The 26,952-nt window shown below is 61.2% G+C and carries 22 protein-coding genes; 14 read left to right on the top strand and 8 right to left on the bottom strand.

Annotated features, from left to right (window positions below; all coding sequences use genetic code 11):
• Window position 1: 1 nt before the first annotated feature.
• Window positions 2-427: a hypothetical protein gene (locus ACODSD_RS19195; protein WP_488878064.1), complete on the bottom strand. Its 426-nt coding sequence runs from the start codon at window positions 425-427 to the stop codon at window positions 2-4.
• Window positions 428-1,266: 839 nt separating this feature from the next.
• Here ACODSD_RS19195 and ACODSD_RS19190 point away from each other — a divergent pair.
• The 7 genes from ACODSD_RS19190 (at window position 1,267) to ACODSD_RS19160 (ending at window position 9,846) form a co-directional block, all read left to right on the top strand.
• The gene (locus tag ACODSD_RS19190) at window positions 1,267-1,479 is read left to right on the top strand and encodes a hypothetical protein (protein WP_107800125.1); all 213 of its coding nucleotides are present in this window, start codon (window positions 1,267-1,269) and stop codon (window positions 1,477-1,479) included.
• Window positions 1,476-2,312 (top strand): formate/nitrite transporter family protein, encoded by an 837-nt coding sequence (locus ACODSD_RS19185; RefSeq protein ID WP_488878063.1) that lies wholly within the window; start codon window positions 1,476-1,478, stop codon window positions 2,310-2,312. The genes ACODSD_RS19190 and ACODSD_RS19185 overlap by 4 nt, the downstream gene beginning before the upstream one ends.
• 227 nt (window positions 2,313-2,539) lie before the next feature.
• The gene (gene pflB, locus ACODSD_RS19180; protein WP_107800127.1) at window positions 2,540-4,798 is read left to right on the top strand and encodes a formate C-acetyltransferase; all 2,259 of its coding nucleotides are present in this window, start codon (window positions 2,540-2,542) and stop codon (window positions 4,796-4,798) included.
• A 200-nt stretch (window positions 4,799-4,998) separates the two neighbouring features.
• Window positions 4,999-5,475: a VOC family protein gene (locus tag ACODSD_RS19175; protein ID WP_488878062.1), complete on the top strand. Its 477-nt coding sequence runs from the start codon at window positions 4,999-5,001 to the stop codon at window positions 5,473-5,475.
• Between the two features lie 406 nt (window positions 5,476-5,881).
• Window positions 5,882-6,535, top strand: a complete 654-nt coding sequence (locus ACODSD_RS19170) for a hypothetical protein (RefSeq protein WP_488878061.1) — start codon at window positions 5,882-5,884, stop codon at window positions 6,533-6,535.
• A 248-nt stretch (window positions 6,536-6,783) separates the two neighbouring features.
• Window positions 6,784-7,338, top strand: coding sequence for a VOC family protein (locus ACODSD_RS19165; protein WP_488878060.1), 555 nt, complete (start codon window positions 6,784-6,786; stop codon window positions 7,336-7,338).
• 147 nt (window positions 7,339-7,485) lie between these two features.
• Complete coding sequence (locus ACODSD_RS19160; RefSeq protein ID WP_488878059.1) at window positions 7,486-9,846, top strand: P-loop NTPase; 2,361 nt, start codon at window positions 7,486-7,488, stop codon at window positions 9,844-9,846.
• A gap of 154 nt (window positions 9,847-10,000) precedes the next feature.
• Here ACODSD_RS19160 and ACODSD_RS19155 read toward each other — a convergent pair whose 3' ends face one another.
• Complete coding sequence (locus ACODSD_RS19155; RefSeq protein ID WP_253314401.1) at window positions 10,001-10,441, bottom strand: hypothetical protein; 441 nt, start codon at window positions 10,439-10,441, stop codon at window positions 10,001-10,003.
• Between the two features lie 547 nt (window positions 10,442-10,988).
• On the opposite strand from ACODSD_RS19155, the gene ACODSD_RS19150 reads away from it, so the two are divergent.
• Entirely contained in the window at window positions 10,989-11,663 is a 675-nt protein-coding gene (locus tag ACODSD_RS19150) for a M24 family metallopeptidase (protein WP_227107776.1), read from the top strand.
• A gap of 296 nt (window positions 11,664-11,959) precedes the next feature.
• Here the strand turns inward: ACODSD_RS19150 and ACODSD_RS19145 are convergent, their stop codons facing one another.
• The 3 genes from ACODSD_RS19145 to lhpI all read right to left on the bottom strand — a co-directional run bounded on the left by ACODSD_RS19145 (window position 11,960) and on the right by lhpI (window position 15,303).
• Window positions 11,960-13,105, bottom strand: a complete 1,146-nt coding sequence (locus ACODSD_RS19145; RefSeq protein ID WP_488878058.1) for a branched-chain amino acid ABC transporter substrate-binding protein — start codon at window positions 13,103-13,105, stop codon at window positions 11,960-11,962.
• 80 nt (window positions 13,106-13,185) lie between these two features.
• Window positions 13,186-14,202, bottom strand: coding sequence for a proline racemase family protein (locus ACODSD_RS19140; protein ID WP_488878057.1), 1,017 nt, complete (start codon window positions 14,200-14,202; stop codon window positions 13,186-13,188).
• 189 nt (window positions 14,203-14,391) lie between these two features.
• Complete coding sequence (gene lhpI, locus ACODSD_RS19135) at window positions 14,392-15,303, bottom strand: bifunctional Delta(1)-pyrroline-2-carboxylate/Delta(1)-piperideine-2-carboxylate reductase (protein WP_488878056.1); 912 nt, start codon at window positions 15,301-15,303, stop codon at window positions 14,392-14,394.
• 221 nt (window positions 15,304-15,524) lie between these two features.
• Here lhpI and ACODSD_RS19130 point away from each other — a divergent pair, with 221 nt between their 5' ends.
• Entirely contained in the window at window positions 15,525-16,253 is a 729-nt protein-coding gene (locus ACODSD_RS19130; protein ID WP_107800137.1) for a FadR/GntR family transcriptional regulator, read from the top strand.
• 141 nt (window positions 16,254-16,394) lie between these two features.
• Here the strand turns inward: ACODSD_RS19130 and ACODSD_RS19125 are convergent, their stop codons facing one another.
• On the bottom strand, window positions 16,395-17,528 hold the full coding sequence (locus ACODSD_RS19125; protein WP_488878055.1) for a Vgb family protein: 1,134 nt from the start codon (window positions 17,526-17,528) through the stop codon (window positions 16,395-16,397).
• Window positions 17,529-17,978: 450 nt separating this feature from the next.
• On the opposite strand from ACODSD_RS19125, the gene pflA reads away from it, so the two are divergent.
• The 3 genes from pflA to pta all read left to right on the top strand — a co-directional run bounded on the left by pflA (window position 17,979) and on the right by pta (window position 22,256).
• The gene (gene pflA, locus ACODSD_RS19120; protein WP_235087924.1) at window positions 17,979-18,770 is read left to right on the top strand and encodes a pyruvate formate-lyase-activating protein; all 792 of its coding nucleotides are present in this window, start codon (window positions 17,979-17,981) and stop codon (window positions 18,768-18,770) included.
• A 92-nt stretch (window positions 18,771-18,862) separates the two neighbouring features.
• Window positions 18,863-20,056, top strand: coding sequence for an acetate/propionate family kinase (locus tag ACODSD_RS19115; protein WP_043594375.1), 1,194 nt, complete (start codon window positions 18,863-18,865; stop codon window positions 20,054-20,056).
• A 115-nt stretch (window positions 20,057-20,171) separates the two neighbouring features.
• Window positions 20,172-22,256, top strand: coding sequence for a phosphate acetyltransferase (pta, locus tag ACODSD_RS19110; protein ID WP_107800140.1), 2,085 nt, complete (start codon window positions 20,172-20,174; stop codon window positions 22,254-22,256).
• 74 nt (window positions 22,257-22,330) lie between these two features.
• Here pta and ACODSD_RS19105 read toward each other — a convergent pair whose 3' ends face one another.
• The gene (locus ACODSD_RS19105) at window positions 22,331-23,452 is read right to left on the bottom strand and encodes a hypothetical protein (protein ID WP_488878054.1); all 1,122 of its coding nucleotides are present in this window, start codon (window positions 23,450-23,452) and stop codon (window positions 22,331-22,333) included.
• 227 nt (window positions 23,453-23,679) lie between these two features.
• Between ACODSD_RS19105 and ACODSD_RS19100 the strand changes: the two genes are divergently transcribed.
• Window positions 23,680-24,084 (top strand): DUF3995 domain-containing protein, encoded by a 405-nt coding sequence (locus ACODSD_RS19100; protein ID WP_107800141.1) that lies wholly within the window; start codon window positions 23,680-23,682, stop codon window positions 24,082-24,084.
• Between the two features lie 185 nt (window positions 24,085-24,269).
• Here ACODSD_RS19100 and sph read toward each other — a convergent pair whose 3' ends face one another.
• On the bottom strand, window positions 24,270-25,790 hold the full coding sequence (sph, locus tag ACODSD_RS19095; protein WP_488878053.1) for a sphingomyelin phosphodiesterase: 1,521 nt from the start codon (window positions 25,788-25,790) through the stop codon (window positions 24,270-24,272).
• A 325-nt stretch (window positions 25,791-26,115) separates the two neighbouring features.
• Between sph and ACODSD_RS19090 the strand changes: the two genes are divergently transcribed.
• Entirely contained in the window at window positions 26,116-26,931 is an 816-nt protein-coding gene (locus ACODSD_RS19090; RefSeq protein ID WP_488878052.1) for a class I SAM-dependent methyltransferase, read from the top strand.
• Window positions 26,932-26,952: the final 21 nt, after the last annotated feature.

The following is a 26,952-nucleotide window of genomic DNA, read 5'->3' as shown; positions in this document are numbered from 1 at the left end:
ACTACAAAATATCTATGTTTATTGAAAAAATGGCTAGAAAGCGCGCATTTTTTGAGAATCTTCCAATTTTCGGATTGCTTTGTTTTCTTGTTGCTTTGCTGATTGTTGCTGAGTGAAATCGAGCGCTTGCTTGAAAAAGCGCATCGACTTTGCACAATAGTTCGAGGCAGTTGTAGCGGGAAGGAACACGCCAATGGCATGGTTGCCGCTGGCGCGGCGGCACGGGTGCTTGGCTGCGGCGAGTGGTTTGCCTATCCGGTTTTTGCTGGATAACTTGATGAATAAAATGAATTAATTCGGTTTTGACGTCTGGGGGCGGGGATGGGGAAGAGGCGCTGGGCGCCGCCGCTTGCGTCAAGACATTTGCTATATCAGCAGAGCCGAGAGCGGGCGGTGGAATATCATAATATGAAATCTGAACAGCCAAATCGTTTTCGAAAACGAACAAAAATATTTCAAAACGAACATTATTTGGTTGGTTTCCAACATGTCGCTAGCGTTCAAACGATCGTTTTTCTATTATCCATATGATTTATATGATGTTTTTCATTGTTTGTTATCGCGCTTGCCATCCGCCTAAGAGCCTGTTCAAAGTCTCTCGAGCAAGAACGAGGCAAGGCCTTGCCGCCGAAGAGGCGGAATACGCAAGGGGGGCATGGGCGCTCTGAAGCCGGTTTCAAGGCCTCGCTCGGACCATCCCGCTGACGCGCGGCAGGCGGTGAATCGCCTCTTATAGAGCGGTACACGCTCAAGTTTTACGGCTGAAGCAAGGCGCGCCAACGCCGGCGCTATGGGAATCGCTCAAGCCGGCGCACGCGGCATCAGGGTTGCTTGGCCGCGCTAGCGGTTCAAGACCACGCGATTAGGGGCAAGGCCAGGCGCGGCGGTCTCAAGGGCGGAATGCGCCAGGGACGCATGCGTATCCTCAAACCGCGATTGCTGTGCCGCGTCCCGCCTGGCGCGGCGGCTCTTGAATGGCTGCGCAATAGGCTGTCAACGTCTCGCGAGCCGGAGCGAGACAGGGCGGAAATCGCTGAGAAAGCGGGATGCGCGCGCGGTGCGTCCGCATTTCGAAGCGGCGCTCGCCGCGCCGTGTCTTGTAAAGCGCGGCAGGCTTTGAACCGGATCTAAGGAGTGCCGGCGGCCGTGAGCGGCGGCTGAGCCGCGGCGGGGACGGCAAATCCATTGCCGGGCATGTTGTAAAAAGAAAGGCTTGAGCGAAAGCGTGCCAAGGAAAGGCTTGCGTTTGATAGTTATCAAACAACAATGATGCAATACGAACATAAAATTTTCGTGAATCAACAATCAGGGCAAGCGCAGACGCGGGAACCAATCAAGGATGACAGCCAACCAAGCCAATGCCGGAAGCAGGCCGGGCCGGGCAAAATCCGGCAAAACCTGAAAACGGCATCAGCAGTTGATAGGCATTGCATCAAGATGGACCCGCGGCTGGCGGCGTTGCCCAAGCTCGCGAAATGAAAAACATGAATCACGCCTCCACACTCGCCTACGTCGCGGCAGAAGCCGCCGCCAAACAGACCGTGCTGCGTCAGCACCCCGGCCGCTATCTATTGAGCGCCGGCATGGCCGGCGCGCTGATCGCCGTGGTGCTCAGCGTCAGCCTCAAGCTGGGCCAGGTCTTCTTCGCCGTCGGCTCCCCCGGCTACTACATCGCCGTGGCCGGCTTCTTCGGCGTGGCCCTGGTCAGCATCATCGTCTGCAAGCTGGAACTGTTCACCAGCAATGTGATGTACTTCAGCGTGGGCGTGCTCAGCGGCGACTGCCGCGTCTGCAACCTGCTGCGCAGCTGGACCCTGGTCTACCTGGGCAATCTGCTGGGCGTGTTGCTGTTTACCGCCGTGTTCGCCGGCGCCGGCGGCATGGGCAGCCTGCCGGCCGATCATCTGCTGTTCAATGTGGCCGCGCACAAAGTGCACGCCGGCGGCTGGGAAATCTTCTGGAAGGGCGCGCTGTGCAACTGGGTGATCTGTCTGGCGGTATGGGTGCCGCTGCGCATGGCCGGCGACGCCGCCAAGATGCTGATGATCCTGCTGCTGGTCTTCGTGTTCTTCTTCTCCGGCTTTGAGCACAGCATCGCCAATATGGCCTTCTTCTCGCTGGCCCTGCTGCACGGCATGCAAGGCCTGGACGCCGCCGCCATCCTGCACAATATGATTCCGGCCACCCTGGGCAATATCGCCGGCGGCGCGCTGGGCGTGGGCCTGGTGGTTTACCTGCTGGAGCGCCACACCCTGCCGGCGCGGCGCGAAGCCGCAAAACCGGCCGCGGCGGCGCTTGGAACGAGTGTTTGATGTTCGTTTTCGAATGTAATGCGCCGGCTACAATGACGGCATGTTGATGTGGTTTTTCATGGCATTGAAAATAAAGCATTTTTTAAGAGATTTTGCCGCCGCCTCGGGCGGGGCCGCACGCGCGTTTTAGTCTGCGGCAGTTGATCTTTATCAAACGATTTTTTTCGAAACCGAATGTACAATATGTTCAGTACTCAACATTTACTGATAGTTACTAGGAGGCACACATGGATGCTCTGAATCGTGACGCGACTCAAGCCAACCCCTGGCGCGATTTCACCGGCGGTGAATGGCAAAGCAAGGTGGATGTCCGCAACTTCATCCAGCTGAACTACAAGCCGTTTGAAGGCGACGCCAGCTTCTTGGCGCCCGCTACCGCGCGCACCCAAAAGCTGTGGGACACCCTGAGCGAGTTGCTGAAAGAAGAACGCGCCCGTGGCGTGCTGGACGTAGCCGCTGACCGCGGCAGCTCCATCACCGCGCATGACGCCGGCTACATCGATCAAGCCAGCGAAGTCATCGTCGGCCTGCAAACCGATGCGCCGCTCAAGCGCGCCATCATGCCCAACGGCGGCCTGCGCATGGTTGAGAACGGCCTGGAAGCCTTCGGCTTCAAGCTGGACCCGGTCATCAAGGACGTGTGGACCCACTATCGCAAGAGCCACAACCAGGGCGTGTTCGACACCTACACCCCGGACATCATGGCCGCGCGCAAATCCGGCGTGATCACCGGCCTGCCGGACGCCTACGGCCGCGGCCGCATCATCGGCGACTACCGCCGCGTGGCCCTGTACGGCACCGACTTCCTGCGCGCCGAACGCCAAAAAGTATTCCATGAGCTGGACGACGCCGTTTTCAACGAAGACGTGCTGCGTCTGCGCGAAGAACTGTCCGAACAATTCCGCGCGCTGGACGAACTGAAGCAGATGGCCGCCAAGTACGGCTTCGACATCAGCCGCCCGGCCGTCAACGCCCGCGAAGCGGTGCAGTGGACCTACTTCGCCTACCTGGCCGCCGTGAAAGAACAAAACGGCGCCGCCATGTCCTTCGGCCGCGTCGCCACCTTCCTGGACGTCTACATCGAGCGCGATCTGGCCTCCGGCGCGCTGACTGAAGAACAAGCCCAGGAAATGATCGACGACCTGGTGATCAAGCTGCGCATCGTGCGCTTCCTGCGCACCCCGGAATACGATCAACTGTTCTCCGGCGACCCGACCTGGGTGACCGAATCCATCGGCGGCATGGGCGAAGACGGCCGCACCCTGGTGAGCAAGAGCAGCTTCCGCTTCCTCAACACCCTGTACAACCTGGGCCCGGCGCCGGAACCCAACCTGACCGTGCTGTGGTCCACCCAGCTGCCGCGCGGTTTCAAAGACTTCTGCGCCAAAGTGTCCATCGACACCAGCTCCATCCAGTACGAAAACGACGACCTGATGCGTCCGCACTGGGGCGACGACTACGGCATCGCCTGCTGCGTGTCCGCGATGCGCATCGGCAAGCAAATGCAGTTCTTCGGCGCCCGCGCCAACCTGGCCAAAGCCATGCTCTACGCCATCAACGGCGGCGTGGATGAAAAATCCGGCGTGCAAGTGGCCAAGGGCTTTGAGCCGATCAAGAGCGACGTGCTGACCTACGACGAACTGATGCCCAAGTTCGACCTGCTGATGGACTGGCTGGCCGCCACTTACGTCAAGGCGCTGAACTGCATCCACTACATGCACGACAAATACGCCTACGAACGCATCGAAATGGCGCTGCACGACCGCGACATCCTGCGCACCATGGCTTGCGGCATCGCCGGCCTGTCCGTGGCCGCCGACTCCCTGTCCGCCATCAAGCACGCCAAAGTGCACATCATCCGCAACGAAGCGGGCCTGGCGGTGGACTACAAGATCGAAGGCGACTACCCGGCTTACGGCAACAACGACGACCGCGCCGACAGCATCGCGGTATGGCTGACCGAAACCTTCATGGACAAGATCAAGGCCCAGCCGCACTTCTACCGCAATGCGATGCCGACTCAGTCCGTGCTCACCATCACCTCCAACGTGGTGTACGGCAAGAAAACCGGCAACACCCCGTGCGGCCGCCGCGCCGGCGAACCGTTCGCCCCGGGCGCCAACCCGATGAACGGCCGCGACGTGAAAGGCTTTGTCGCCGCGGGCGCATCGGTAGCCAAGCTGCCGTATGAAGCCGCGCTGGACGGCATCAGCTGGACCGCCTCCGCCACCCCGGACGCGCTGGGCCATAGCGAAGAAGAACGCGTTGCCAACCTGGCCAACTGCCTGGACGGCTTCTCCGACGCCGGCGGTTTCCACGTCAACGTCAACGTGTTCAAGCGCGAAACCCTGATGGACGCGATGGAACACCCGGAGCTGTACCCGCAACTGACCATCCGCGTGTCCGGTTATGCGGTGAACTTCGTCAAGCTGACGCGCGAGCAACAGCTGGACGTGATCAACCGCACCTTCCACGGCAGCATGTAAGTCCAACGCCACTGGCCACCGCGACGGTCAGCCGGCAAAGCGCCAAGCCTCCCTTAGGGGAGGCTTTTTTTATGCGCGCGGCGAGATCGCCAAAATTGTCTACCATGACAAATGTATGTTTTGGGCATGCGGCCATTGCTTATTCTTGCGCATGGCAATGGCTTGTCTTTGAGCGATATGAGCCAGCAAAGGGAAGGGGAATGGGCAAAAACACCATCTGCCTGTGGTACGACGGCGACGCCGAAGACGCCGCGCGCTTCTACGCCGCCACCTTCCCGGACAGCCGCGTCGGCGCGGTGCTGCGCGCGCCTGGCGATTACCCGGCCGGCAAAGAAGGCGATGCGCTCACCGTGGCATTCACCGTGCTGGGCATTCCCTGTCTGGGTATCAACGGCGGCCCAGCCTTCAAACATAGCGAAGCCTTCTCCTTTCAGGTGGCCACCGAAGACCAGGCCGAAACCGACCGCCTGTGGCAAGCCATTGTCGGCAACGGCGGCCAGGCCAGCGCCTGCGGCTGGTGCAAGGATAAATGGGGCCTGAGCTGGCAAATCACCCCACGCGTGTTGACCGAGGCGCTGGCCGATCCAGACCGGGCCGCCGCCAAGCGGGTGTTCGACGCGATGATGGGGATGGTGAAGATTGATATTGCCGGGATTGAGAAGGCGAGGAGGGGATAGTTGTTATTTTTCAGGTGGCTGTTGATGGCCAAAAGTGGCTGATTTCGGGCAGCAACACGCCATCGGCTTACCTCTGAGGCCAATGCTTTTCTTGTTTCAATTGCGTAGAACGTGTTTACGCTCTTGCGAGCAAGAGCGAGACAAGGCGAAAACGGCTGAGGAAGCGGAATGTACAAGTGGTACATGAGCATTTCGAAGGCGTACTCATCGTGTAACGCTCCACGCAGCGCAGCAGATCGTAAACAGGTTCTTAGAAGCGTCAGGCGCCTGCTACAGGAAATTTAAAGGGGCCAGATTGCAGTTGCATGCCTTTCGCCGGTCGTTCTTCGAGCAGGACTCACTTCGAATATCCGGCTCGGTCAGTCGAAGCTGGTTATGAAAACCGAGAATAAGCAAGGAGTATGTTGTGGCTATCACCCTCGTTTTGGCTTGCAAACAAAGTGACTTCAATGCACGGCATAGTGGCTCCTGCGAAGGCATTTCCTTTTATTTCTGCATGCGCGCGCTCGACTTGGGTCCGGTGCCAGGACTTGCCGACATGTTGGAACAGCGGAATATCAGTCGGAAGGTTGAGCGCATTATGGCTTTGCAGGACCAGATCTGTGATGGCCTCATGACATCCGGCGCCTATGAAACCGACATTGACGACCAACCGATCAGCGACCCCAGAGGGGGTAACCTTCCCGGTATTCGCAACCAGGGCAAGGCCATCCAGGCGTTTCATAACTTGTACTCACAGGAGGCGCAGACCCTGGGCTGCAAGTCGATTGGAACCTTGTCTTCCTTCTTCGAGGGAGGCTTCGTCCAGTTGCTGACGCACACCATCGAGCTGTTGGTGAGCAGCGGGCGCGGCGCGGCCCTGATCGCCATGCAAAGCGCTACGCCCCACTCTGTGGCGCTTGCCTATGACGGTAGCGATCTCTATTTCTTCGATCCCAATTCTGGCGTTCACACATTGACGAACCTCGCCACGGCAGCGACGGAACTGGAGAACCACCTGATGACCTACTATGCCGTCCCCTCCTGCGTTCACGTCAATATGTTCAAGCTGAACCACTGAAACGAGCTTCCCTGTGAACGGTTGGGGACAGTTCCATTTGATGGGCAAACTGGCCGCTTGCGGCCCTCCACGAGGGACAGCTAAGGGGCGTAAGAGGCCGTAAGCTAAGCAATTATTCTTTCAGAAAGCGTCACGCCCCAAACCAAGCCCCGGCCAAAGCCGGGGTTCATTCTTCCTTACTTCTTCTCTATCCGCCGCACTGAGCGGTTTTCCATACTCTTGCGTTTGAGCGGCGCCCGCTGCTGGCGATGCCGTTCGTCAACGTCATCAAACACGTCCACCTTGCGCGCGGTCTGCGTGAGCATGGCTTCCAGAGTGTTGAAGAAGCTAACTCGGTAGCCGCGTTGTTCCGGTTTGCGGAATTCGATGTCGCGGCTCAGGAGGCTTTTTTATGCGCGGCTGTTTTGGATCAATGCCGCAAAAAATGCCCATGTGCTATAAAGTGGTCTAATTTATACGTCATTACTTCTGGTCCGGTGGCCACCGAAGACCAGGCCGAAACCGACCGCTTGTGGCAGGCCATCGTCGGCAACGGCGGCCAGGCCAGCGCCTGTGGCTGGTGGGGCCTAAGCTGGCAAATCACTCCGCGTGTGTTGACTGAGGCGCTGGCCGATCCGGACCGCGCCGCCGCCAAACGGGTGTTCGACGCGATGATGGGGATGGTGAAGATTGATATTGCGGGGATTGAGAAGGCGAGGAGGGGGGAGTTTAGGTGGGAGTTGGAATTTGGCTGGGAGGGGGGGCTAGGCTCTGAACTAGAAACCTCGAGTTCTCCACGAATCGATGTAGTTGGTTTTTGGTAAAAGGAGTCTTGCATTACATGCTCCCATTTTGTTGGAAATAATATGCACAGTTCTATGTCTGAGTGGTTATGGCTTGCCTCGGTATATCAAGCTTGACCGCATCTCAAATTAATTGATCGCAACGTATGGCTATAGTCTAGGTGCTTAATGAAAATCGAAAACGAGAATATTTTTAAAGACTGTTTGCAGCAAGGTATTAATCTCTTTGTTGGCGCGGGTTTTTCTGTTGAAGCGATGGGGGCATTTGCTGGGCAATCGAAAGCTATGCCTGTAGGTGATACGCTGCGGAAAGAGCTACTTCAGCATTTTAATAGGGATCCTAATTCCACGCTGTTGTTGCCGCAACTATGTCAAGTCATTTCGAGCACCCAGCGAGATGCTCTCAAAGAATTTCTTAGACAACGCTTCGCTGTCGTGCACTATGATAAAGCGTATCTAAATATTGAGAGGCTTGCAGTCAAGGCTATATTCACGACAAATATTGATAATCTATTGCATGCTATTTTCGCCGAGAGTACGAAGTATTACCTTAATGATATTACTCTGAGAGGGCCATCTACTATTGGAGCCTCTGCGATAGATTTTATTCCTTTGCATGGGTCCATTGTCCATCCATTAGAACAGGGGATGGATTTTTCTCCCGTGGAAATATCTTCCAGTTTTGATCGAGACAAGGACAAGTGGTTTGGGTATATTGGACGTGTCCAGCAGGTGCCGACGCTTTATTGGGGTTATACCGTCGCTGATGCCGGAGTGCTCCAGTCGCTTGCGCGCCAGTCTACTCCGGAGCGGAATAAAGCTCCTGCTTGGGTTACTCTCAGATCAGAGGACCAAGAGGCTATTGAGTACTACTCTTCCTTAGGGTTCCAAATAGTAATAGCAGAAACCCGCGACTTACTTAATTACTTTGGACAGCTGAAGGCTCCGAAAGTTACTGGAGGAGCTAGGCGTCTGCTTGATAAAAGGTTTGCGGAGTATTTCCCCCCACCTGTAGATTCAGTGCCAGTTAGAAGCCTCACGGAGTTTTATCTTGGGGCTGAACCTACTTGGTACGATGTTTGCATAGGGAGTTTGCATAAGACTAAGCACTTTGCTGCAGCGTCCAACGTACTAGCGGGCGGCAAGAACTGCTTCCTGATCGGGACGCCGTTGACAGGCAAGTCGACGCTGCTTCGGCAGCTGGCTGTGTCAAACAAGGGGCCGGCACAGTCGCTCTATATTGAGGAAATTACACCTGAAAAGGCAGCATTGCTTGTGCGGGATATTGATGCTGAAGGTGCCCAAGCGCTGCTCTTTATCGATAATGCTGCTGATTCGTGGGAAGCAATCGACAAGCTCGCGAAGAGCCCCAATATTCGTATAGTTGCTGCAGAGCGAGACTACATCTACGATAGCGTTTCGCATCGTTTCGCACCACACAAGTTTCATGTTTTGGATGTGTCAGGGCTCGCGAAAACTGATGTCCAAGCAGTCCTTGATCTAATTCCAGCAGGTGTGCAACGGGCTGCATTTAGACAATTTGCTGATCCGCTTGCTTCAGATCTGGATCCCACGTTTTTTGAGGTGTTTGATGCCTCAATTTCTGGCCACTTCTTAGCAGATAGATTTGTCGACGCGCTCAAGGAGCTCAAGCAGGAGGCTCCTGCCAAGCATCATCTGCTCTTAGTCGCCTGCTATCTGTACTCTTGCCGTGTTCCGCTTTCGGTCGATGTGGCTCATTCATACCTTAGTTCTTTTTCTGGGTTGACTTCTGATCCAAATGAAACGTTTGAGCTTCTCAAGGCTATGTCATCCCTTCTATCTCCGTATGAGGGAGCACAAGCGGACTCACTCCAAGCACACTTTGTCCCTAGATCCCGCGCAGTTGCCGAAGCTGTAATGCGGAGGGTCCACGCATTAGATCTTCGGAAGCTTCTTGAGAAATTTCATTGTGAGGTATCTCCTTCCAAAATTAGTCGGTACGACATTTTTCGCAGAATGGCATATGACGCGAATCTCACAACCCGTGCATTTCCGAAATGGGAAGATGGTTTGCATTTCTATGAGAATACGTTCGCACGTGACGGTACACACTCATTCAAGCAGCAATGTGCGATTTTTCTTTCTCGGAAAAAGCAGTATCCACTAGCATTTAAGTGGATTGATGAAGCTCTCTCGCTGGCTGGTAAGCGAGCCGCATCGGTACGAAATACATATGCGGTGATTTTATTTAATGCGAATTACGACAAACCTCTTTCAGTGGATGGGGTTCTCTCAAGCCTTGATGAAAGCATGGATACACTGCGAAAGTGTTATACGGATGACCTCCGGAAGGCTTATCACGCGAAGGTTTATTCAGATCAGGCCATTCGATATTTTGACAAGGTGAGGAGCTCTAAGAAGAGTGCCGAGTATCTCGACCAAGCGACTACTTGGTTGGAGAACGAGCTTAAGAGTAGAAGGGAAGATCGTGCTATAACTCAACTGCTTCGGCGTGTGCGTGCTACACGCCGCACGGCAGGACGATGAGATTCAGTTTGGCTAGCTAGGGGATAAATCAGGCGCTAGGTTTTTCATGTGTTATCCGACAGCAATTGCTCGTAAACAGTCATAAGCTAACCACTCATTGACCCTAATAGCACCCCCAAACCAAACCCCGGCCAAAGCCGGGGTTCGTTCTTCCTTACTTCTTCTCTATCTTCCGCACCGAGCGGTTTTCCATATTCTTGCGTTTGATCTGCGCCTGTTGCTGGCGGTGTAGTTCGTCAACGTGCTCGAACACGTCCACCTTGCGCGCGGCCAGCGTGAGCATGGCTTCCAGATAGTTGAAGAAGCCCACTCGGTAGCCGCGCTGCTCCGGCTTGCGGAAGTCGATGTCGCGGGTGATGCGCGCCAGCAGGCTTTGGCCGCAATAGCCGGGGTTGTCCTTCAGCCATTGGACGAAGTGCGCGCCGCATTCGCGGCCATAGGCGCAGTCGGCGGCGTAGTCCGGGTGGGCGGCCGGCATCTGCCAGTAATCGGCTTGCGGCCGTCCTGGGCGTCGGGACACGAAGGGGAGCAGGGTTTCGCGCGCTTCCAGCGAGGCTTGGCGATAGCGGCGGCGAGTGGGAAAGGTTTTCGACATGGTGTTTCTCCTGCGCTGACACAAGATAAACCACCTGCCAGGTATTCAGACGGGAGTTGGCAGGCGCGTGGCAGGATTGGCATAACCGGAGTAACCAACCGGCGAGCGCGGGGCGCTCCCCCACCACGAGCCTGCCGATTTTGGCGCAGCCATGGAGAAATACGGGCATGCGCGGTAAGCGCAATGTCCGTTGGTTACTGGGCGGGATGCCAATCCCGGTGCCGTGAATAACAGCACCCGGCGATTGTTACCGAGTGGGCGGGCAGGGTCAAGCCAGCGGGGGCGCGAGGGCAGGGGCTGGCAGGAGGATTTGTCCGTGATTTGAATGTCATGATTCTGCTGCGTTGCGGTATACTTCACTGCCCATTTCATCACTTTATTTTTTGAACCTGTTTACGTTCTCGCGAGCAAGAGCGAGACCAGGCGAAACCGGCTGAGGAAGCGGAATGTACTTGTGGTACATGAGCATTCCAAAGCGGTACTCGCCGTGTCACTTCTCATGCAGCGCAGCAGATCGCAAACAGGTTCTTAAGACAGGGCATTTCTTATGACCACAGTCTCTCTCCCACCGGAAGCGGTGGGCAGCGCTTTCTCCCTGGACAAAATGATCGTCGCCCGCGACAAAACCATGGCGGCGGTGCGGCGCATCGCCGCGCAGATCCGCCCCGGCATGACCGAACAGCAGGCCAAGGATTTGGCCAAGGCGGAGCTGGAAAGCATGGGCATGGACCGCATCTGGCACGGCATCATCATCCGCTTTGGCCGCAGCACGCTGAAAATCTTCAAGCAGCAGATCGACCCGGACAATGTGCTGCTGGACGACGATATCTTTTTCATTGATCTGGGCATTGTCTGGGACGGCCACGAGGGCGACGCCGGCGATACCTTCGTGGTCGGCGACAACGCGCGCAAGCAGGCCTGTGCGGAGGCGGCGCGCCAGCTGTGGCAGGAGGTGGCGGACAAATGGCGGCGCGAGCGCCTGGCCGGCCCGGCTTTGTACCAGTACGCGGCGGAGCGCGCCGAGGCAATGGGCTGGCGGCTGAACCTGGACATCAAGGGCCACCGGGTGTCGGACTTTCCGCACGCCATCTACAAGGCCGGCAGCCTGGGCGATTTCGCCCAATGCCCGGACACCGGTTTGTGGATTCTGGAAATCCAGATTGCCGATCCGTCCGGCGAATTTGGCGCTTTCTATGAAGACCTGTTGGTGATCGAGGGCTGATCCGGGACGGGCGGCGGCGAGCCGCCCGCCCGCTTTGGCGCTTGGCTGGGGTTTGCGTCCGCGACGCGGGCGAATTGAGAACGGCGAACAAAACCCCGCAGAGCACCTGAGGCAAGGCGGTATCGCCGACACGCAGCAGATTATGAACTGGTTCTTAGAACGTGTTTACGATCTCGCGAGCTAAGGCGAGACAAGGCGTTGCGGCTGAGAAAGCGGAATGTACGCGTGGTACATGAGCATTTCGAAGCGGTTTTCAACGCCGTATCGCCGACGCGCAGCAGATCGTAAACCGGTTCTTACTGCACCACGGACCGCACCTTCCAGGCATTGCCTTCCACCGCGGAGATCGTCACCGGCGCTTGCTTCAGATTGCCCTTGGTGTCGAAGCTGAAGTCGGCGCTGACGCCCTGATAGCGGGTTTGGGCCAGCAGCGGCAGGTATTTGGCCGGTTCCGGCGAGTTGGCGCGCTTCATGGCGTCGGCCACCATCATGACCGCGTCGTAGAAGTGCGGGGCGAACAGGACGACGTTTTGTTGGTAACTGGCCTGGTAGCGCGCTTGAAATGCCTTGCCTGCCGGCCGCGCTTCCAGCGGCCCGCCGGGTACGGCGGAGATGTGGCCAAGCGCATTGGCGCCGGCCAGTTTGATAAAGGTCTCGGTGCTCAGCATGTCGCCGCCCATCAAGGTGGCGCTCATGCCCAGGCGCTTCATCTGGCGCGCCATCGGCGCGGCTTGGGCGTCCGCGCCGCCGTAGAACACGATGTCCGGTTTCTGCGCCTTCAGCGCGGTCAGGATGGCGCTGAAATCGGCGGCCTTGTCATGGGTGTACTCACGCTTGATCGGCGGCTTGCCCAGGCCGGTGATGGATTGGATGAATTCGTCGGCAATGCCCTGGCCGTAAGCGGTGCGATCGTCGATGACCGCGATGCGCTGCGCCTTGAGCTGCTGTACCGCATAGCGTCCCAGCGCGCCGCCCACCTGGCTGTCGCTGCCCACCAGACGGAAGGCGGTTTTGTAGCCGGCGGCGGTGTAGGCGGGGTTGGTGGAGACCGACAGCTGCGGGACGCCGGCCTTGGCGTAGATGCGCGAGGCGGGAATGGTCACGCCGGAGTTGAAGTGGCCGATCACTGCTTTGACGCCGGCATCCATCAGGCGTTGAGCGGCTTGCGTGCCGGCTCGCGGGTCCGCCTGGTCGTCTTCGGACCGCAGTTCGAACTTCACTTTTTGGCCGCCGAGGGTGATGGGCTTGGCGTTCAGCTCGTTGATCGCCAGCCTGGCTCCGTTCTCATTGTCCTTGCCGTAGTGGGATTGCGGGCCGGACAAGGGCGAGGAGAAACCTATTTTCACCACGGTGTCGGCATGGGCGGGGCTGAGGGCGAAGAGGGTCATCGTGCCGCCAAGAGCCAATAGGACGGTCAGGCTGCGAGGATGCTGCTGTTTCATGCGTGTCTCCTTTGCGCTGCTCTGTTTTGATGGCTGGCCGCGCCATCGCCTTGCGCGGCCGGGGGCCGCCACGCAAGCGTTCAATGCAGTAGAAAGCCCCGGCCAATCAAGTCGTCAGGCTCCAATGACCAACTGGCTTTGCCGCTGTAGTGGGCGCGCCCGGCCACGCGTACCGTCACCGCGTCATGGCCCGGCAGTTGGGCTTGGCGGGTCACTGTGCCGCTGAACAGCGCTCCGGTCAGGCTTTGAAATTCGCAGGTTTCCCCAGGCGCGACCAGCCCCTTGGCGTGTCGGATGGCCATGCGCGCGGTGACGCCGGAGCCGGTGGGGCTGCGATCGACTTCGGCGTCGGCAAAGACGCAGACATTGCGGCTGCCGCCATCGGCGGCCCGCTCGCGGCCATCGGTGAGGATGCTGCCGTACAAGAAGCTCAGGTCGTCGGCAATGGGGTGGCGCACCGCGATGGCGTCGCGCACCGCCTGGGTGAGGGCGGAGGCGGCGTCCACCAGCTCGCGCAGGCGGCCATCCAGCGACACGCCCAGTTTTTCAGCGGCGACGACCGCGTAGAAGGCGCCGCCGTAGCCGATATCCACGACCACTTCGCCGATGCCCGGCACGGTGACGGGCAGGTCCAGGGCAAAAGCGAAGGCGGGCACGCTCTCGAATTGCACGGCGCCGGCCTTGCCGTTCTGGATTTCCACCAAGGCTTCCACCAGGCCGCATGGGCATTCGATGCCCACCCGCGTCAGCGGCGCCACGGCGGGCACTTTGCCGCTATCCACCGCAAAGCGGGCCAGGGCGATCACGGCATGCCCGCACATGGTGCTATAGCCTTCGTTGTGGGTGAACAGCACGGCGAGGTCCGCGTTTGGCATGGAGGGCTGCACCAGCACCGCGCCATACATATCGTAATGGCCGCGTGGTTCATGCATGAGCAGGCGGCGCACGGGGTCCAGGCGCTCGCTCATGAAACAGCGCTTTGCCAGGATGTCCGCTCCTTGAATCCTGTCGCTCAGGTTGAGCACAATGCGCACCGGTTCGCCGCCGGTGTGCATTTCCACGGTCTCGATGACAAAATCCGCAGGCAATGGATTCATGTGTTCACTCCTCCTAGTTATCGTCGGGTGCGTTGGCGCACCGTTCGTTTAGACCCGCTAACAAAACCCCTGATCCAGCGTTGCGCCTCCTTGTCGTACGGCTTGTACTGCCTGCGTCGGCGCGCCTTGGCTCAGGTACGCTGCGCGGTTTTGTTAGCGGCTCTTGGCTAACTGGACGTTGCCGCCCGGCTAACCGGCTTTCCAATGCGCCAGCGCGCAGCGCGCCGCCGCCAAATCCCAGGCCGCCGTGCCCACGCTCTTGAACAGCCGCGGGCGCTTGGCGTCGTAGCGTCCTGCTATCGCCTCAGCCAAGGGCCGCACGGCGTCCCAGTCCACGCCCGCCTGGATCAGGTCTCCGGCTTCATGCCGCGCTCCGACAGGGTCGTCAGAGAACAGCTGGCTGCCGGCGATGGCGGCCGGCCCGATTTCGGCCATGTCCGGACGAAACGCTCCCACTCCCACCAATAGCCGGTTGCTGCGGGCGTCCTCGTGGTAGATCGGCGCTTTGCTGGTGGTCAGTGTGATCACCACGCCGACATCGTCCGCTACGCGGCCGCGGCATGGCCGTAGCGCTAAGGGAAGGGGAGCGTGCCGGCGGCAGAACTCGGCGCTGTCCGCCATTTCCCGGCCATGCACATCCACGCGGATGTCCGGGAACAGGGCGGCAATGGCTTCCAGATGGCCGGAGGCCTGCTTGCCGGTGCCTATCAGCGCGATGGCGGCCGGCCTGCCGGCGTATAGGCTGTTGATCGCCAACATGGAAATGGCGGCGGTGCGCTGGGCGGTCACCGTGGGGCCGTCAAGAATCAGCAGCGGCTGGCCGGTGAGGGCGTCGTACACGCTGACGATGCCATGGATGGTGGGGAGGCCCTGCTTGAGGTTGTCCGGGCACACGTTGACCAGTTTGTGAATGCCGATATCGCTGGCGCTGGCCGGCATGGACAGCAGCACGGCGTCGCCCCGCAAGGGCAGCACCTGCCGCTCCGGGCTGACGATCCGCCCTGCCGTGTATTCGGCGGCGGCAAGGGACAGGGCCTGACAAAGATCGGCAATCGGCAACAAGCTCTTGGTTGCGGAGGCGGGCAGTACGGGGATGGACATGGTGCTCCCTCATCGATAAGTGGCAAAATTCAGACCAAATCCGCGGTTTACCCTTGGGGTTTTTGCCGGAATCCATAAAATTGGTCTTAAAATTACCTTGTTATATCGTTAACTTGTTTTGTAAGTTACCAATTTAGGGGTGGCGTCACAAGGGCTTCTGCTGCGGCGGCATGGTCGTAATTGTCACCAATTCACAACAAATTGGTTTTGGGGTAACCAGAATGGATGCCAGTACTCTGGAACAGAGCCACTTTCAGCCGCTTCCCATCTATGAGCAGCTTGCTGAACAGATCCGCAACGGCATTGTTGGAGGGGAGTTTCCTCCTGAATCGCGCCTGCCCTCGGAAAGAGAGCTCGCCGCCCGTTACCGCGTGAGCCGGCCTGCCGTACGGGAGGCGATTGGCGCTTTGCAGAATCAGCAACTGGTGATGACGCGCCGCGGATCGGGCACCTATGTCTGCCCGGATGCTTTGCAACGGCTGCGGCAAGCCGTGCCCGCAAACGAGCGCGGGCAGGCGGACGACAGTCCGATATCGACGCTGGAAGTTAGGCTGATACTAGAGCCGGCCATTGCCCGCATGGCGGCCAGAAAAGGCCAGCGCGATGAAAGGGCGGAGTATTACCTGGCGCAAATGAAGGGGGTCAAAAACATAGACATTCCGGCGCAGCAAGTGCTCTGGAGCGAAAGTGACCGCTTGTTCCACCGGCAACTTGCCGTGATGACCGGCGATGCGCTGATGGTGCGCATCGCGGATGAGGTGGCTAAAGCCATGGCGCAGCCTCTCTGGCAGCGCTTGCGCGACGATGGCATCTATGACGAGGAGCGTATTGGCTTGTACGTTGCGGAACATCAGCTGATTTACGAATCCATCATCATCGGCGATGAGGATGCCGCGGCCTTTTACGTTGAGCAGCATTTGCGACGGGTAAGGCGGGATATCTCCGGCTAAGCCGCCAGCGCATGGATTCGCATGGCTGAACGGCTCCGGCCCCGCAGGCGCGCCCGTCACTGGACAGGGCTGCTTGCGGGGCCGGAGCCGTTCATTCGTATCCTGCCGTCAAGGCCTCGCCAGACCGGGCATGGCCAGGCGCTATTCCTCCCGGTGCGCTCCCGGATAGCGCACTTCTCCCTCCGGTATGCCGCAGCCCCACAGCGAATAGGGGTCGGCCATTTCATTGACGCCTTCGCCGTAACGATTCTCCGCCGGGCGTAGGTGCGCCAGGCAGCAGGCGCCCAGTTCGGTGGCGTAGAGCCCATGTACTGTGCTGAGCACGCGGTGGCTCATGCTGTGCTGCGAGGGGAAGGCGATGGTTTGTTGCGCTTCCACGCGGCTGTAGTCCGCGCTCATCTTCACTTGCACCACGCCGTTGAGGGCGTTGGCGCTGGCCATGGACGAGGCCAGCAGATACAGCCGCGGCTCCGGGCCGGCGGCGGGCGGAAAGCCCAGGTGGATGAAGCCGGCGCCGGCGGCCGGGGCGGTGGTGAGCTGGAACCAGTCGATGTCGCCGCCGGCCAGCACGCGGCCGAAGCCGCCGTTGCCGCCGGAGGCGTTGCCCAGCAGCGCGAACCACAGATTGCCGTCCGGCCCCGGCACCATGCCCACCGGGGTGTTGCCGTGTTCGGCGGGGATTTCAATGGCGGCCGGCGCGTCGCCGTTGGCCGGGATGCGGTAGAGCTGGCTGGATTGGTCCAGGGTGGCGTACACGTCGCCGCTGTCAGGGTGGAGCTGGACGAAGATGGGCCGCGGCGGGCAGGGATAGAGGGTGGCGTCCGCGGGCATGAGGCTGTTGATGCGCACGATGTGATGGCTGTCCTTGCAGGAGGTCCACAGGATGTCGCCGTCTTCCGCCACCACGTGCGGGCCGCGCGCCGGCGGCGGCAGCGGCACCCGCTTGAGGATTTTTGGCGGCGTGGTGAGGTCAGACGCTATCGGGTCTATCAGCAGCAGCTCGGACTGGAATTGCAGCGTCACCCACAGGCAGCCGGGGTGGGTTTTGGAAACGGTCAGCCCGTGCAGGCCGGAAAACGGATTGTCGATGACGTGGGACACGGCGGCGCGCGGCTGGCCGCTGTGCGGGTCCACGCGCATTTTGACCAGGGCGCCGGACGGCTGTTGGGAGATCAGCAGCAGGTCCGCCCCGATGGCGGCCACTTCATGGGTTTGGCTGGAGGCGGGCAGTGGATATTCGATCACGCTTTTGAGGGCGAGGCGCAGTGCGTTCATGGCGGTTTACCGAAGGTGTGGAATCCCTTTGGCATAATAGGCGGCGGCCATGACGTTTGCAAAAATGGGGCTTGCCTTGATCCAGCTCAGCCGCGGTCCGGCGCTTGCGGGGCCGGGTTTATGCCCCCGGCGTGTTATGACGATGTTCGTGAACGAGCGGAAATATTGCAGTGCAAGGTAAAACTAACGACTGTTTTAACTAGAACTCCACGTAAATCAAGGGTTTGCCTGGTGGGGGGTGTGGGAGGATGTGGCGTGCGCACATCACAATGTACGCTTTTGACCTGTATCAAACACATATTTTCGTTTTAGAATATAAAATGTGTTCGTAAAATAACATTTGTGTTCGGCTCTGGCGTTTTGGGCTCGCCCCCGTTCGGAACCGCGCACTATGCTTTAAAAGGCGGCCTGTTAAGGGCCGGCCTCTGTCGGCCATAGGAGCACAAACGCATGCCAGATACCCAAACCGCCGTGGACACGGTCCCGCAAGAACACGCCATGTCTCCCGAATCCGTGGTGGGTTACCTGCACTCCACGGAGAGCGGGGCCGGGGTGGATGGGCCTGGCATGCGCTTTGTCTTCTTCACCTCGGGCTGCCAGTTCCGCTGCCTATACTGCCATAACCCGGATACCTGGAAGCTGCACAACGGCCGCCAGGCCACGGTGGAGCAGGCGATGGCGGAGTTGGAGCCGTACGCGCGTTTTTTGAAGTTCGCCGGCGGCGTGACGGTGTCCGGCGGCGAGCCGCTGATGCAGGACGCTTTCGTGGGCGCGCTGTTCCGCGAGGCCAAGCGCCGCTTCGGCCTGCACACGGCGCTGGATACCCAGGGCTTTTTGCACGAGCGGGTGAGCGACGAGTGGTTCGACGCGGTGGACCTGGTGATGCTGGACATCAAGCATTCGGACCCGGAGCGCTATCACGCGCTGACCGGCCAGCCCTTGCAGCCGACGCTGGACTTTGCCCGCCGGCTGCAACGCCTGGGCAAGAAGATGTGGGTGCGTTACGTGCTGGTGCCGGGTTTGACCGACGGCGACGAGGACATCAGCAGGCTGGCGGATTTCGTCGCCGGCCTGGGCAGTGTGGTGGAGCGGGTGGAGGTGTTGCCCTTCCATCAGTTGGGCATGGACAAGTGGCAGAAGCTGGGCATGGAATACCAGTTGGCGGATACGCCGATTCCCACGCCGGAGCAAGTCAAACGTGCCCGCGAGTTGTTTTCCTGTAAAGGCTTGAAGGTGACTTGAACGCCTTCCGGCCGGTGGTTTTTGGCTGGCAGCGTCGCCCGGAGCGGCGCTGCTTGTTTATCGAATTATCTATCATGAATCGCTGATATATTATGACGACATCTTCTGAAATTCTGGTGATCAACTGCGGCAGTTCCTCGCTGAAATTCGCGCTGCTGCCCAAGGGCTCCAGCGAGCCGCTGCTGTCCGGTCTGGCCGAGTGCCTGGGCCTGGCGGATTCGCGCATCATTTTCAAAACCGCGGAAGGCAAGAAGACGGAGTCGCTGAACGGCGGCAGCCACGCCGAGGCGATGGAAGCGCTGACCCGTTTCATGGGCGAGCATGAGTGGCTGGACAGCGTGGTCGCCATCGGCCACCGCATCGTTCACGGCGGCGAGCGCTTCCAGGCGTCCGCGCTGATCACCGACGAAGTGCTGGCCGGCATCGAAGAATGCTGCGCGCTGGCGCCGCTGCACAACCCGGGCCACTTGGTGGGCATCCGCGCCGCGCAGAAAGCCTTCCCCAAGCTGCCGCAGGTGGTGGTGTTCGACACCGCCTTCCATCAGACCATGCCCAAGCCGGCCTATATGTACGCCGTGCCGCAGCGCTTCTACAAAGAATACGGCGTGCGCCGCTACGGCATGCACGGCACCAGCCACCGCTTCATCGCCGGCGAAACCGTGGCCGAGCTGAAGCTGGACCCGGCTAATCACGGCATCCTGATCGCCCACCTGGGCAACGGCGCGTCCGCTTCCGCAGTGAAAAACGGCAAGTGCATGGACACCACCATGGGCATGACCCCGCTGGAAGGCCTGATCATGGGCACCCGTTCCGGCGATATCGACCCGGCCGCGGTGACCTTCATCGCCCGCAAGGAAGGCCTGGATCTGGACGGCATCGACAATCTGCTGAACAAGCAGAGCGGCCTGCTGGGCATTTCCGGCGTGTCCAGCGACTGTCGCGCTCTGGAAGAAGCGGCGGCGGAAGGCAATGTGGACGCGCAACTGGCGCTGGACATGTTCGCCCACCGTCTGGCCCGCCTGCTGGGCGGCCTGGCCACCTCGCTGGACCGCATCGACGCGCTGGTGTTCACCGGCGGCATCGGCGAGAACTCCAGCCTGCTGCGTGAGAAGACCCTGAACCACATGAAGGTGCTGGGCTTCGCCGTGGACGCGGCCGCCAACGAGCGCGCCGTGCGCGGCAACACCGGCGTGATCAGCCAGCCGGGCAGCACCACCGCGCTGGTGATGGCCACCAATGAAGAGTGGATGATCGCCAAGGATACCGCCGACCTGGCCGGTATCTGATAGGACTTCGCGGCGCAAGCCGCGTCCGTATCGCGCGGCCGGCGCTCCGTCGGCCGCCGCCTGATTCTGAACGCCGGGCCGCTTTGCGGCGGCGCGCGCGTCGAAAGTAAAACTCATGACATCGCAACAACCGAAACGAGTGTTTTTCCTGGCTTCCTATGGTTCGGACGCCGGGCTGACCTCCATGACCCTGGGCCTGGTGCACGCGCTGGAGCGCGACGGCATCAAGGTGGGCTTCGTCAAGCCCATCGCGCAGCCCGCCAGCGTGGGCGCCGAGCTGTCCAGCCACTTCGCCCGTCAGCTGTGCAATATCGACGCGCCGGCGTCCATCCCGTTTGCCCGCGCTCAAGCCATGCTGCGCGAAGGCGAGCTGGCCACCTTGATGGAAGACGTGGTGCGCCTGGCGGAACAGGCGCGGGACAATCACGATGTGCTGATCGTTGAAGGCCTGGTGCCGGACAGCGACGCGCAAACCGCCATCCGCCTGAACGCGGAAATGGCCGGCAGCCTGTCCGCGGAACTGTTGCTGGTGCTGTCCGGCGCCGGCCGCGGCGCGCGCGACATCGCCGAATGCGTGCAGCTGGTGCAGCGCCAGTTCGGCGCCGACGGCAACGGCAAACTGGCCGGTCTGCTGCTGAACCGCGGCGCGGAGTGCGGCAATCTGGCCGGCCTGCGCGCGGAGCTGGCGGAGCAGGGCTGCGCCACGCCGCTGCTGGGCTGCGTGCCTTACGACGCCAAGCTGGACGCGCCGCGCGTGCTGGACGTGGTCAGCGCGCTGGGTTTGAAGATCGAACACGCCGGCCAGATCGAGCAAGCGCGCATGCGCGAAACCGTGGTGGCGGCCCGCACCGTGGAGAAGATGGCCGAACGCCTGCTGCCGGGCACCCTGGTGGTGACGCCGGGCGACCGCAGCGACGTGGTGTTGGCCACCTCGCTGGCCATGCTGCGCGGCGTGCCGCTGGCCGGCCTGCTGCTGACCTGCGGCGAACCGGTGTCCGGCAGCATCCTGCCGCTGATCCAGTCCGCGCGCCAAGCCGGCCTGACCATTCTGTCCACCGAGCGCGACACCTATGAGACCAGCACCATGCTGGCCAATCTGGACCGTCACGTGGCGATGGAAGACGCCGAGCGCATGCAGGCGATGATCGACTTCGTGGCCGAGCGCATCGACACCGCGGTGCTGGTGCAGAAGATAGGCGAGCCGCGCGAAGTACGCCTGCCGCCGCCGGCCTTCCGCCATCGTCTGATCGAGAGCGCGCGCCGCTCGCAAAAGCGCATCGTGCTGCCGGAAGGCGACGAGCCGCGCACCATCCAGGCCGCCGCCATCTGCCACGAGAAGGGCATCGCCCGCTGCGTGCTGATCGGCGAACCGGAGCGCATCCGCCAAGTGGCGGAAGCCCAGGGCGTGACCCTGCCGGCCGATATTGAAATCCTGGCCCCGAAAGAGGCCGCCGGCCGCTATGTGGCGCCGATGATGGAAATGCGCAAGAGCAAGGGCCTGACCGCGCCGCAGGCGGCGGAGCAGCTGGAGGACAGCGTGGTGATCGGCACCATGATGCTGGCCCTGAACGAGGTGGACGGCCTGGTGTCCGGCGCGGTGCACACCACCGCCAACACCATCCGTCCGGCGCTGCAGCTGATCAAGACCGCGCCGGGCGCGAGCATCGTGTCCAGCATCTTCTTCATGCTGATGCCGGATCAGGTGCTGGTGTACGGCGACTGCGCGGTGAACCCGGACCCGAACGCGGAGCAGCTGGCCGACATCGCCATCCAGTCCGCGGATTCCGCCAGCGCCTTCGGCCTGAGCCCGCGCGTGGCGATGATCTCTTACTCCACCGGCACTTCCGGCAGCGGTTCGGACGTGGAGAAAGTGCGCGAAGCCACCCGCATCGCCAAAGAAAAGCGCCCGGATCTGATGATTGACGGCCCGATGCAGTACGACGCCGCCAGCGTGGAATCCGTAGGCCGCCAAAAGGCGCCGGACAGCGAAGTGGCCGGCCGCGCCAATGTCTTCGTGTTCCCGGACCTGAACACCGGCAACACCACTTACAAGGCGGTGCAGCGCTCCGCCGGCGTGGTGTCGGTGGGTCCGATGCTGCAAGGCCTGCGCAAGCCGGTCAACGATCTGTCGCGCGGCGCGCTGGTGGACGACATCGTCTACACCATCGCCCTGACCGCTATCCAGGCGGACGCGCAGTAAGCGGCGAGAGCGCTTGATCTGAAAACAGCCCCCGGTGCGAAAGCGCCGGGGGCTGTTGTCTTATGCGGCCTTGTTTAGTGGCGCTGCGCGGCGATGGGGCGCGTCAGCGCCACCCATTGTTCGGAGGCGGGAGAGCCGGCCAGTTCCACGCCGTTGTCGGCGAAATACACTTTGGAGACTTTGCCGTCGAACAGCTCGGGCTGACGCAGCACGGAGCGGACTTCGGAGTAGGTGATCGGCTCGTAGCTGTGCTGGAAGCGGCGCTGCTGTTCTTGCCAGGGTTTTTGCCGTATCGCTTCAAGGTCCATCTTGCCGCGGCCGGCGTCGTTCCAGGCAAAGGCGATTTCCGCGCCTTGCTGGGCGAAGAATTCCAGGCCCAGTTTGCTGGAGTTGCGGAAGAAGTGCTTGATGAACAGCTCGGACAGGTCCAGCAGGTCGCGCTGTTCCAGCGTGCGCTTGCCGAGCGCGGCGGCGACGTCGTCGGCGTTTTTGCAGCCGCAGGCGTGCACCAGATAGAGCAAGGTGTTGACCGTGGTTTCCGTGCGGCAGCCGCCGCTGGTGTTCTTCAGCACAAAGCGGGTGGCCACGGCGGAGCGCTCCGCCGGCGGCACGTCGGCCAGCAGCGCGTTGAGCCGGACAAACGGGTCCAGCCGCGTGTGATGGGCGCCCAGGTAATCGGCCCAGGCCTGGAGGATGGGGGCGGCCGGCTGCGGCGCGCGCTTGACCAGCTTGCCGGCGGCGGCGTCGCTGATGTGGCGGCTGAATTCCTGGATCAGCTTGCGAGGCGAGATGCTATACATGGCGTCGTCGCGGCTGTAATGGACGATGTTCAGCTGCTTATTGTAATTGGCGATGGTGGCGACGTTTTGCATGTCCAGTTCGCCGCGCACGAAACGGGACAGCTGCAGTTGCGCGTGACTCAGGCCGTACAGCGCCACCGCTTGGTCCTGACGCGCAGGGGAGGCGTTGACCTCGCCGTTGGCCACCCGGAACAACAGCGACTGGAAACGGGCTTGCTGCGGAACGGGTCCTTGCGTGGTTTGCGGGCGGTCCGGCGCGGCGGCGCAGCGATTCGAGGCGCTGGCCAGCTGCCGGCCCAGGCCCAGTTGTGGCTGAGCGGCGGCGGCGCGGGCAGTCGGCAAGGCCGCGGGAGCGGCGAGGGGGCGAGTGGCGCTGTGGGCGGTGATGTTTGGCATGGGGTCGGCTTTCAAGTGGAAGACATGGAGTGATTCGACCCCGCTACTGTCGTCAAAAAGCCGGAGGGCGGCTTGCAGAATTCACTCAGCGCGCCATCCGCGGCGATGGGCGCGAGTTTGCCCGGCGTTGCCGTTTTTTTGCCGAAAATCAATGCAGATGGGATTGTGTTATAATCAAGGCGAGGTTGAACTTCCGATAAACACTTAATTAGAAAGGGAACCTGCTTATGCTGAGCCTGTTTTTGATTACTGTTTTTCTGATTATCAGTCTGGTCCATTGCTATTGGGCGCTGGGCGGCACCGTGGGCATGGGCGCCGCCGTGCCCGAGGTGGACGGCAAGCCCTTGTTCCAGCCCACCCGCGGCGGCACGTTCGCCGTGGCCGGCGTGTTGGCCTTGTCGGCGCTGGCGGTTGCGCTGCATGGCCATCTGACGCGTTTCTGGCAAATGGAGACCGTGCGCTGGGGCTTGCTGGCGCTGGCGGCGGCGTTGCTGCTGCGCGGCATCGGCGAATTCCGCTACGTCGGCTTGTTCAAGAGCGTGCGCGACAGCCGCTTCGCCCGCAACGACACCCGTTTCTATTCTCCCTTGTGTTTGTTGCTGGGCAGTTTGTTGCTGATCCTCGCCTGGTAACGCTCCTGAAAGCGGGCGGCTAGCCGCCCGCTGTTCTCGTTGGAATCTGTTTACGATCTGCTGCGCGTCGTGAGACGTGACACGGCGAGTACCGCTTCGAAATGCTCATATACCGTGTGTGCACTCCGTTTTTTCAGCTGTTTTCGCCTTGTCTCGCCTTAGCTCGCGAGATCGTAAACACGTTCTTAGCGCTTCTTGTTCTGCGCGTAAATCAATTGCGCTTTCCAATCCTGCCGCTGCGGCTGGCGCGCGATGCCGACGCGGAAGCGTTCGCGCGGGCCGACGCCGGGCTGCCATAGATAGAGCTGGCCATCGTGAGCGCCGCCGTTCCAGGCGGTCAGATAGTAATCGCTCTGCCGCGCCCAATCCTTGAAACTGACGATGTCGCCGTCCCGCAGGCAGCCGTCCGGCCGGTCCTGAATCTGCAGCCGCAGTTCCGTGGAGGCGTTGAGCGGGCCTTGCTTGGTGTAGTAGGCGTATTGATTGGCGTCCAGGCCGCCCCACCAGGTCCAGAACCAGCCGGGGCGGTCGGCGCGCTCCACCCGCAGATAGTCGCCTGAGCGCAGGCAGCCGTTGTCGCGCATGGCGAAGTTGTTGGACAGATTGAAGCGGGCGGCGGGGCCGTTGCCGGGGCCGGTCTTCAGCCAGCCGTCGTTGGCGGCGGCGCTTTGCAGCCATTGGCCGTTGCCCAGGTTTTGCAGGCTTACCTGGCGGTAGCTGCCGGCCTGGTCGGTATAGGATTGCGTGGGCGTGGCGGCGTCGGCCCAGGCGAAGGCCTGCACCGGGTAGTGGTCGCTGTAGTCGGTGTAGGCGTAAGTGTGCTTGCCGACGGATTGCACCGTCCACTGCGGGGACGGCGCGTCCAGCGCCAGATTGTGCCAGGCGGACGGCTGGCGGTGGGCTTTCAGCGTCAGGATGTAGTCCAGGTATTCCGGGACGTCGCCGCCGCGCGCGCCGTAGCGCTCCAGCGCCAGGCCGTTGCGCGCGGTGTCGAAGCTGTCGGCGACGCCGGCGTAGCGCGGCTCGCTGGCTTGCAGGATGTCCAGCATCGCGCGGTATTCCGCCGGCTTGCGGCGGTCCACGTTCATGTCGCCGGCAATCAGCACCATTTCGTCCTTGGGCAGTTGCCGCGCGCGCAGCCAGTCGGCGATTTCGCGCAGCTGGGCCTGGCGCACCGCGGCGTGCTCCTTGCAGCCGCTGTCTTCCGACTGCAGATGGGCGCCCAGCACGTGATAGTAGCGGCCGCCCGCTTGCAGCTTGGCGTAGGCGAAGCCCTTGAGCGCGTATTGTTCCCAGCTGCAGCCGGCGGTGCGGAACAGATATTGCCGTTTTTCCACAATCGGCCAGCGGCTGACGATGGCGACGCCGCCGTCTTCCGGCTTGGCGCCGTTCCAGCCATCGGTGCCGTCCCAGCCGCTCTGGCTGCGGCCTATCACCGGGGTCTGGTGCGGGAAGCGGGCTTTCAGGCCTTGCAGCAGCGCTTCGGAGCTGCTGTTGTCCTGCAGTTCCTGAAACACCGCCACGTCCTGGTGTTGCAGGATGGGGGCGGCGGCGATCAGCCGGGCGCGCTGTTCCTGGCCGTAATTGGGATAGAGCGACTGCGGCAGCAGCATCGCGTTCCAGGTGGTCAGCCTGAGGTCGTCGGGATAGGCGGCGAGGGCGGGGGCGGCCAGCAGCGCGGCGCACAGTGCCAGGCAAGCTTTCATCATGTCTCCGAGGGGTGGGGGAGCGCAAAGCTTGAATGGCGTGGTTTACGGAATTGTTATGTCATTTAAATTTGATCTGGCGTAGAATGAGCGCCTGCGCCGCATGCTTGCGCGGTTTGAATCTCTTCAGTGTTGTCCCGATAGGAGCGCGCCGGAATGAAGCTGTAATGCCCGTCACTCGTTTGCCCAGCCAGGGCCGTTTGCCGCATTGCCGTTTCGTTTGGTCTTCCGCTTCGTCTTTACCCCTTCGCGGGGGCTGTCCATTTCGCTATGGATGCGCTTTTGGCTGGGTGTCCCCAATTTTCTGAATGGAACAGGACTCCCCATGTCGGAACACGTTTCTCTCGATATTTTTTCGCATAATCAGGCCGCCTGGGACCGCCAGGCCGAGCAGGCCGGCCCGTGGTCGCAGCCGGTGGACGCCGCCGCCGTCGCCGCCGCGCGCGCGGGCGATCACCGGGCGCGGCTGACGCCGGGGCCGTTGCCGGCCGGCTGGCTGGATCAGGTGGCCGGCTGGCGCATTCTGTGCCTGGCCAGCGGCGGCGGCCAGCAGGGTCCGCTCTTGGCGGCGGCCGGCGCCGAGGTCACGGTATTGGACGCCTCCGAGCAGCAGTTGGAGCGCGACCGCCTGGTGGCGCGGCGCGAAGGGCTGAGCCTGGCGACGGAGCTGGGCGATATGCGCGAGCTGTCCCGTTTCGCCGACGCCAGCTTCGATTGCGTATTCCACCCGATTTCCAATCTTTACGTGCCGGACGTGCGTCCGGTGTGGCGCGAGTGCTTCAGGGTGCTGCGTCCGGGCGGCCGCCTGCTCAGCAGTTTTTTCAATCCGGCGGCCTTCATCTGCGACCGCGATCCGGAATACGCGCGCCAGGGCCTGATCCGGCCGCGCTATCCGGCGCCGTATTCCGATCTGCGCGATCTGGCGCCGGAGGCGTTGGCGGCCAAGCGGGCCGGCGGCGAGGCGCTGGTGTTCGGCCACAGCCTGGCGGAGCAGATAGGCGGCCAGCTGGAGGCCGGCTTCTTGCTGGCGGGGTTTCACGAGGAGATGCAGCCGACGCCGCGCTTTGTCATCGACGGCTATCTGCCGGCCTTCATCGCCACCTGGGCGTGCAAGCCGGGAGCCGGCGGCTTGCCGTCATAGCGGCCGCGCCGGCCGGCCGCG

Source organism: Chromobacterium sp. FG22 (assembly GCF_057809415.1).
The sequence above is the reverse complement of the archived record's forward strand: the minus strand, read 5'-3'. Positions and strand labels throughout refer to the sequence as shown.

Coding starts and splice junctions, on each gene's coding strand:
- ACODSD_RS19190 (WP_107800125.1), top strand. CDS start 1,267: ATGATGCAATACGAACATAAAATTTTCGTGAATCAACAATCAGGGCAA.
- ACODSD_RS19185 (WP_488878063.1), top strand. CDS start 1,476: ATGAAAAACATGAATCACGCCTCCACACTCGCCTACGTCGCGGCAGAA.
- pflB (WP_107800127.1), top strand. CDS start 2,540: ATGGATGCTCTGAATCGTGACGCGACTCAAGCCAACCCCTGGCGCGAT.
- ACODSD_RS19175 (WP_488878062.1), top strand. CDS start 4,999: ATGGGCAAAAACACCATCTGCCTGTGGTACGACGGCGACGCCGAAGAC.
- ACODSD_RS19165 (WP_488878060.1), top strand. CDS start 6,784: ATGCCGTTCGTCAACGTCATCAAACACGTCCACCTTGCGCGCGGTCTG.
- ACODSD_RS19160 (WP_488878059.1), top strand. CDS start 7,486: ATGAAAATCGAAAACGAGAATATTTTTAAAGACTGTTTGCAGCAAGGT.
- ACODSD_RS19155 (WP_253314401.1), bottom strand. CDS start 10,441: ATGTCGAAAACCTTTCCCACTCGCCGCCGCTATCGCCAAGCCTCGCTG.
- ACODSD_RS19150 (WP_227107776.1), top strand. CDS start 10,989: ATGACCACAGTCTCTCTCCCACCGGAAGCGGTGGGCAGCGCTTTCTCC.
- ACODSD_RS19145 (WP_488878058.1), bottom strand. CDS start 13,105: ATGAAACAGCAGCATCCTCGCAGCCTGACCGTCCTATTGGCTCTTGGC.
- ACODSD_RS19140 (WP_488878057.1), bottom strand. CDS start 14,202: ATGAATCCATTGCCTGCGGATTTTGTCATCGAGACCGTGGAAATGCAC.
- lhpI (WP_488878056.1), bottom strand. CDS start 15,303: ATGTCCATCCCCGTACTGCCCGCCTCCGCAACCAAGAGCTTGTTGCCG.
- ACODSD_RS19130 (WP_107800137.1), top strand. CDS start 15,525: ATGGATGCCAGTACTCTGGAACAGAGCCACTTTCAGCCGCTTCCCATC.
- ACODSD_RS19125 (WP_488878055.1), bottom strand. CDS start 17,528: ATGAACGCACTGCGCCTCGCCCTCAAAAGCGTGATCGAATATCCACTG.
- pflA (WP_235087924.1), top strand. CDS start 17,979: ATGCCAGATACCCAAACCGCCGTGGACACGGTCCCGCAAGAACACGCC.
- ACODSD_RS19115 (WP_043594375.1), top strand. CDS start 18,863: ATGACGACATCTTCTGAAATTCTGGTGATCAACTGCGGCAGTTCCTCG.
- pta (WP_107800140.1), top strand. CDS start 20,172: ATGACATCGCAACAACCGAAACGAGTGTTTTTCCTGGCTTCCTATGGT.
- ACODSD_RS19105 (WP_488878054.1), bottom strand. CDS start 23,452: ATGCCAAACATCACCGCCCACAGCGCCACTCGCCCCCTCGCCGCTCCC.
- ACODSD_RS19100 (WP_107800141.1), top strand. CDS start 23,680: ATGCTGAGCCTGTTTTTGATTACTGTTTTTCTGATTATCAGTCTGGTC.
- sph (WP_488878053.1), bottom strand. CDS start 25,790: ATGAAAGCTTGCCTGGCACTGTGCGCCGCGCTGCTGGCCGCCCCCGCC.
- ACODSD_RS19090 (WP_488878052.1), top strand. CDS start 26,116: ATGTCGGAACACGTTTCTCTCGATATTTTTTCGCATAATCAGGCCGCC.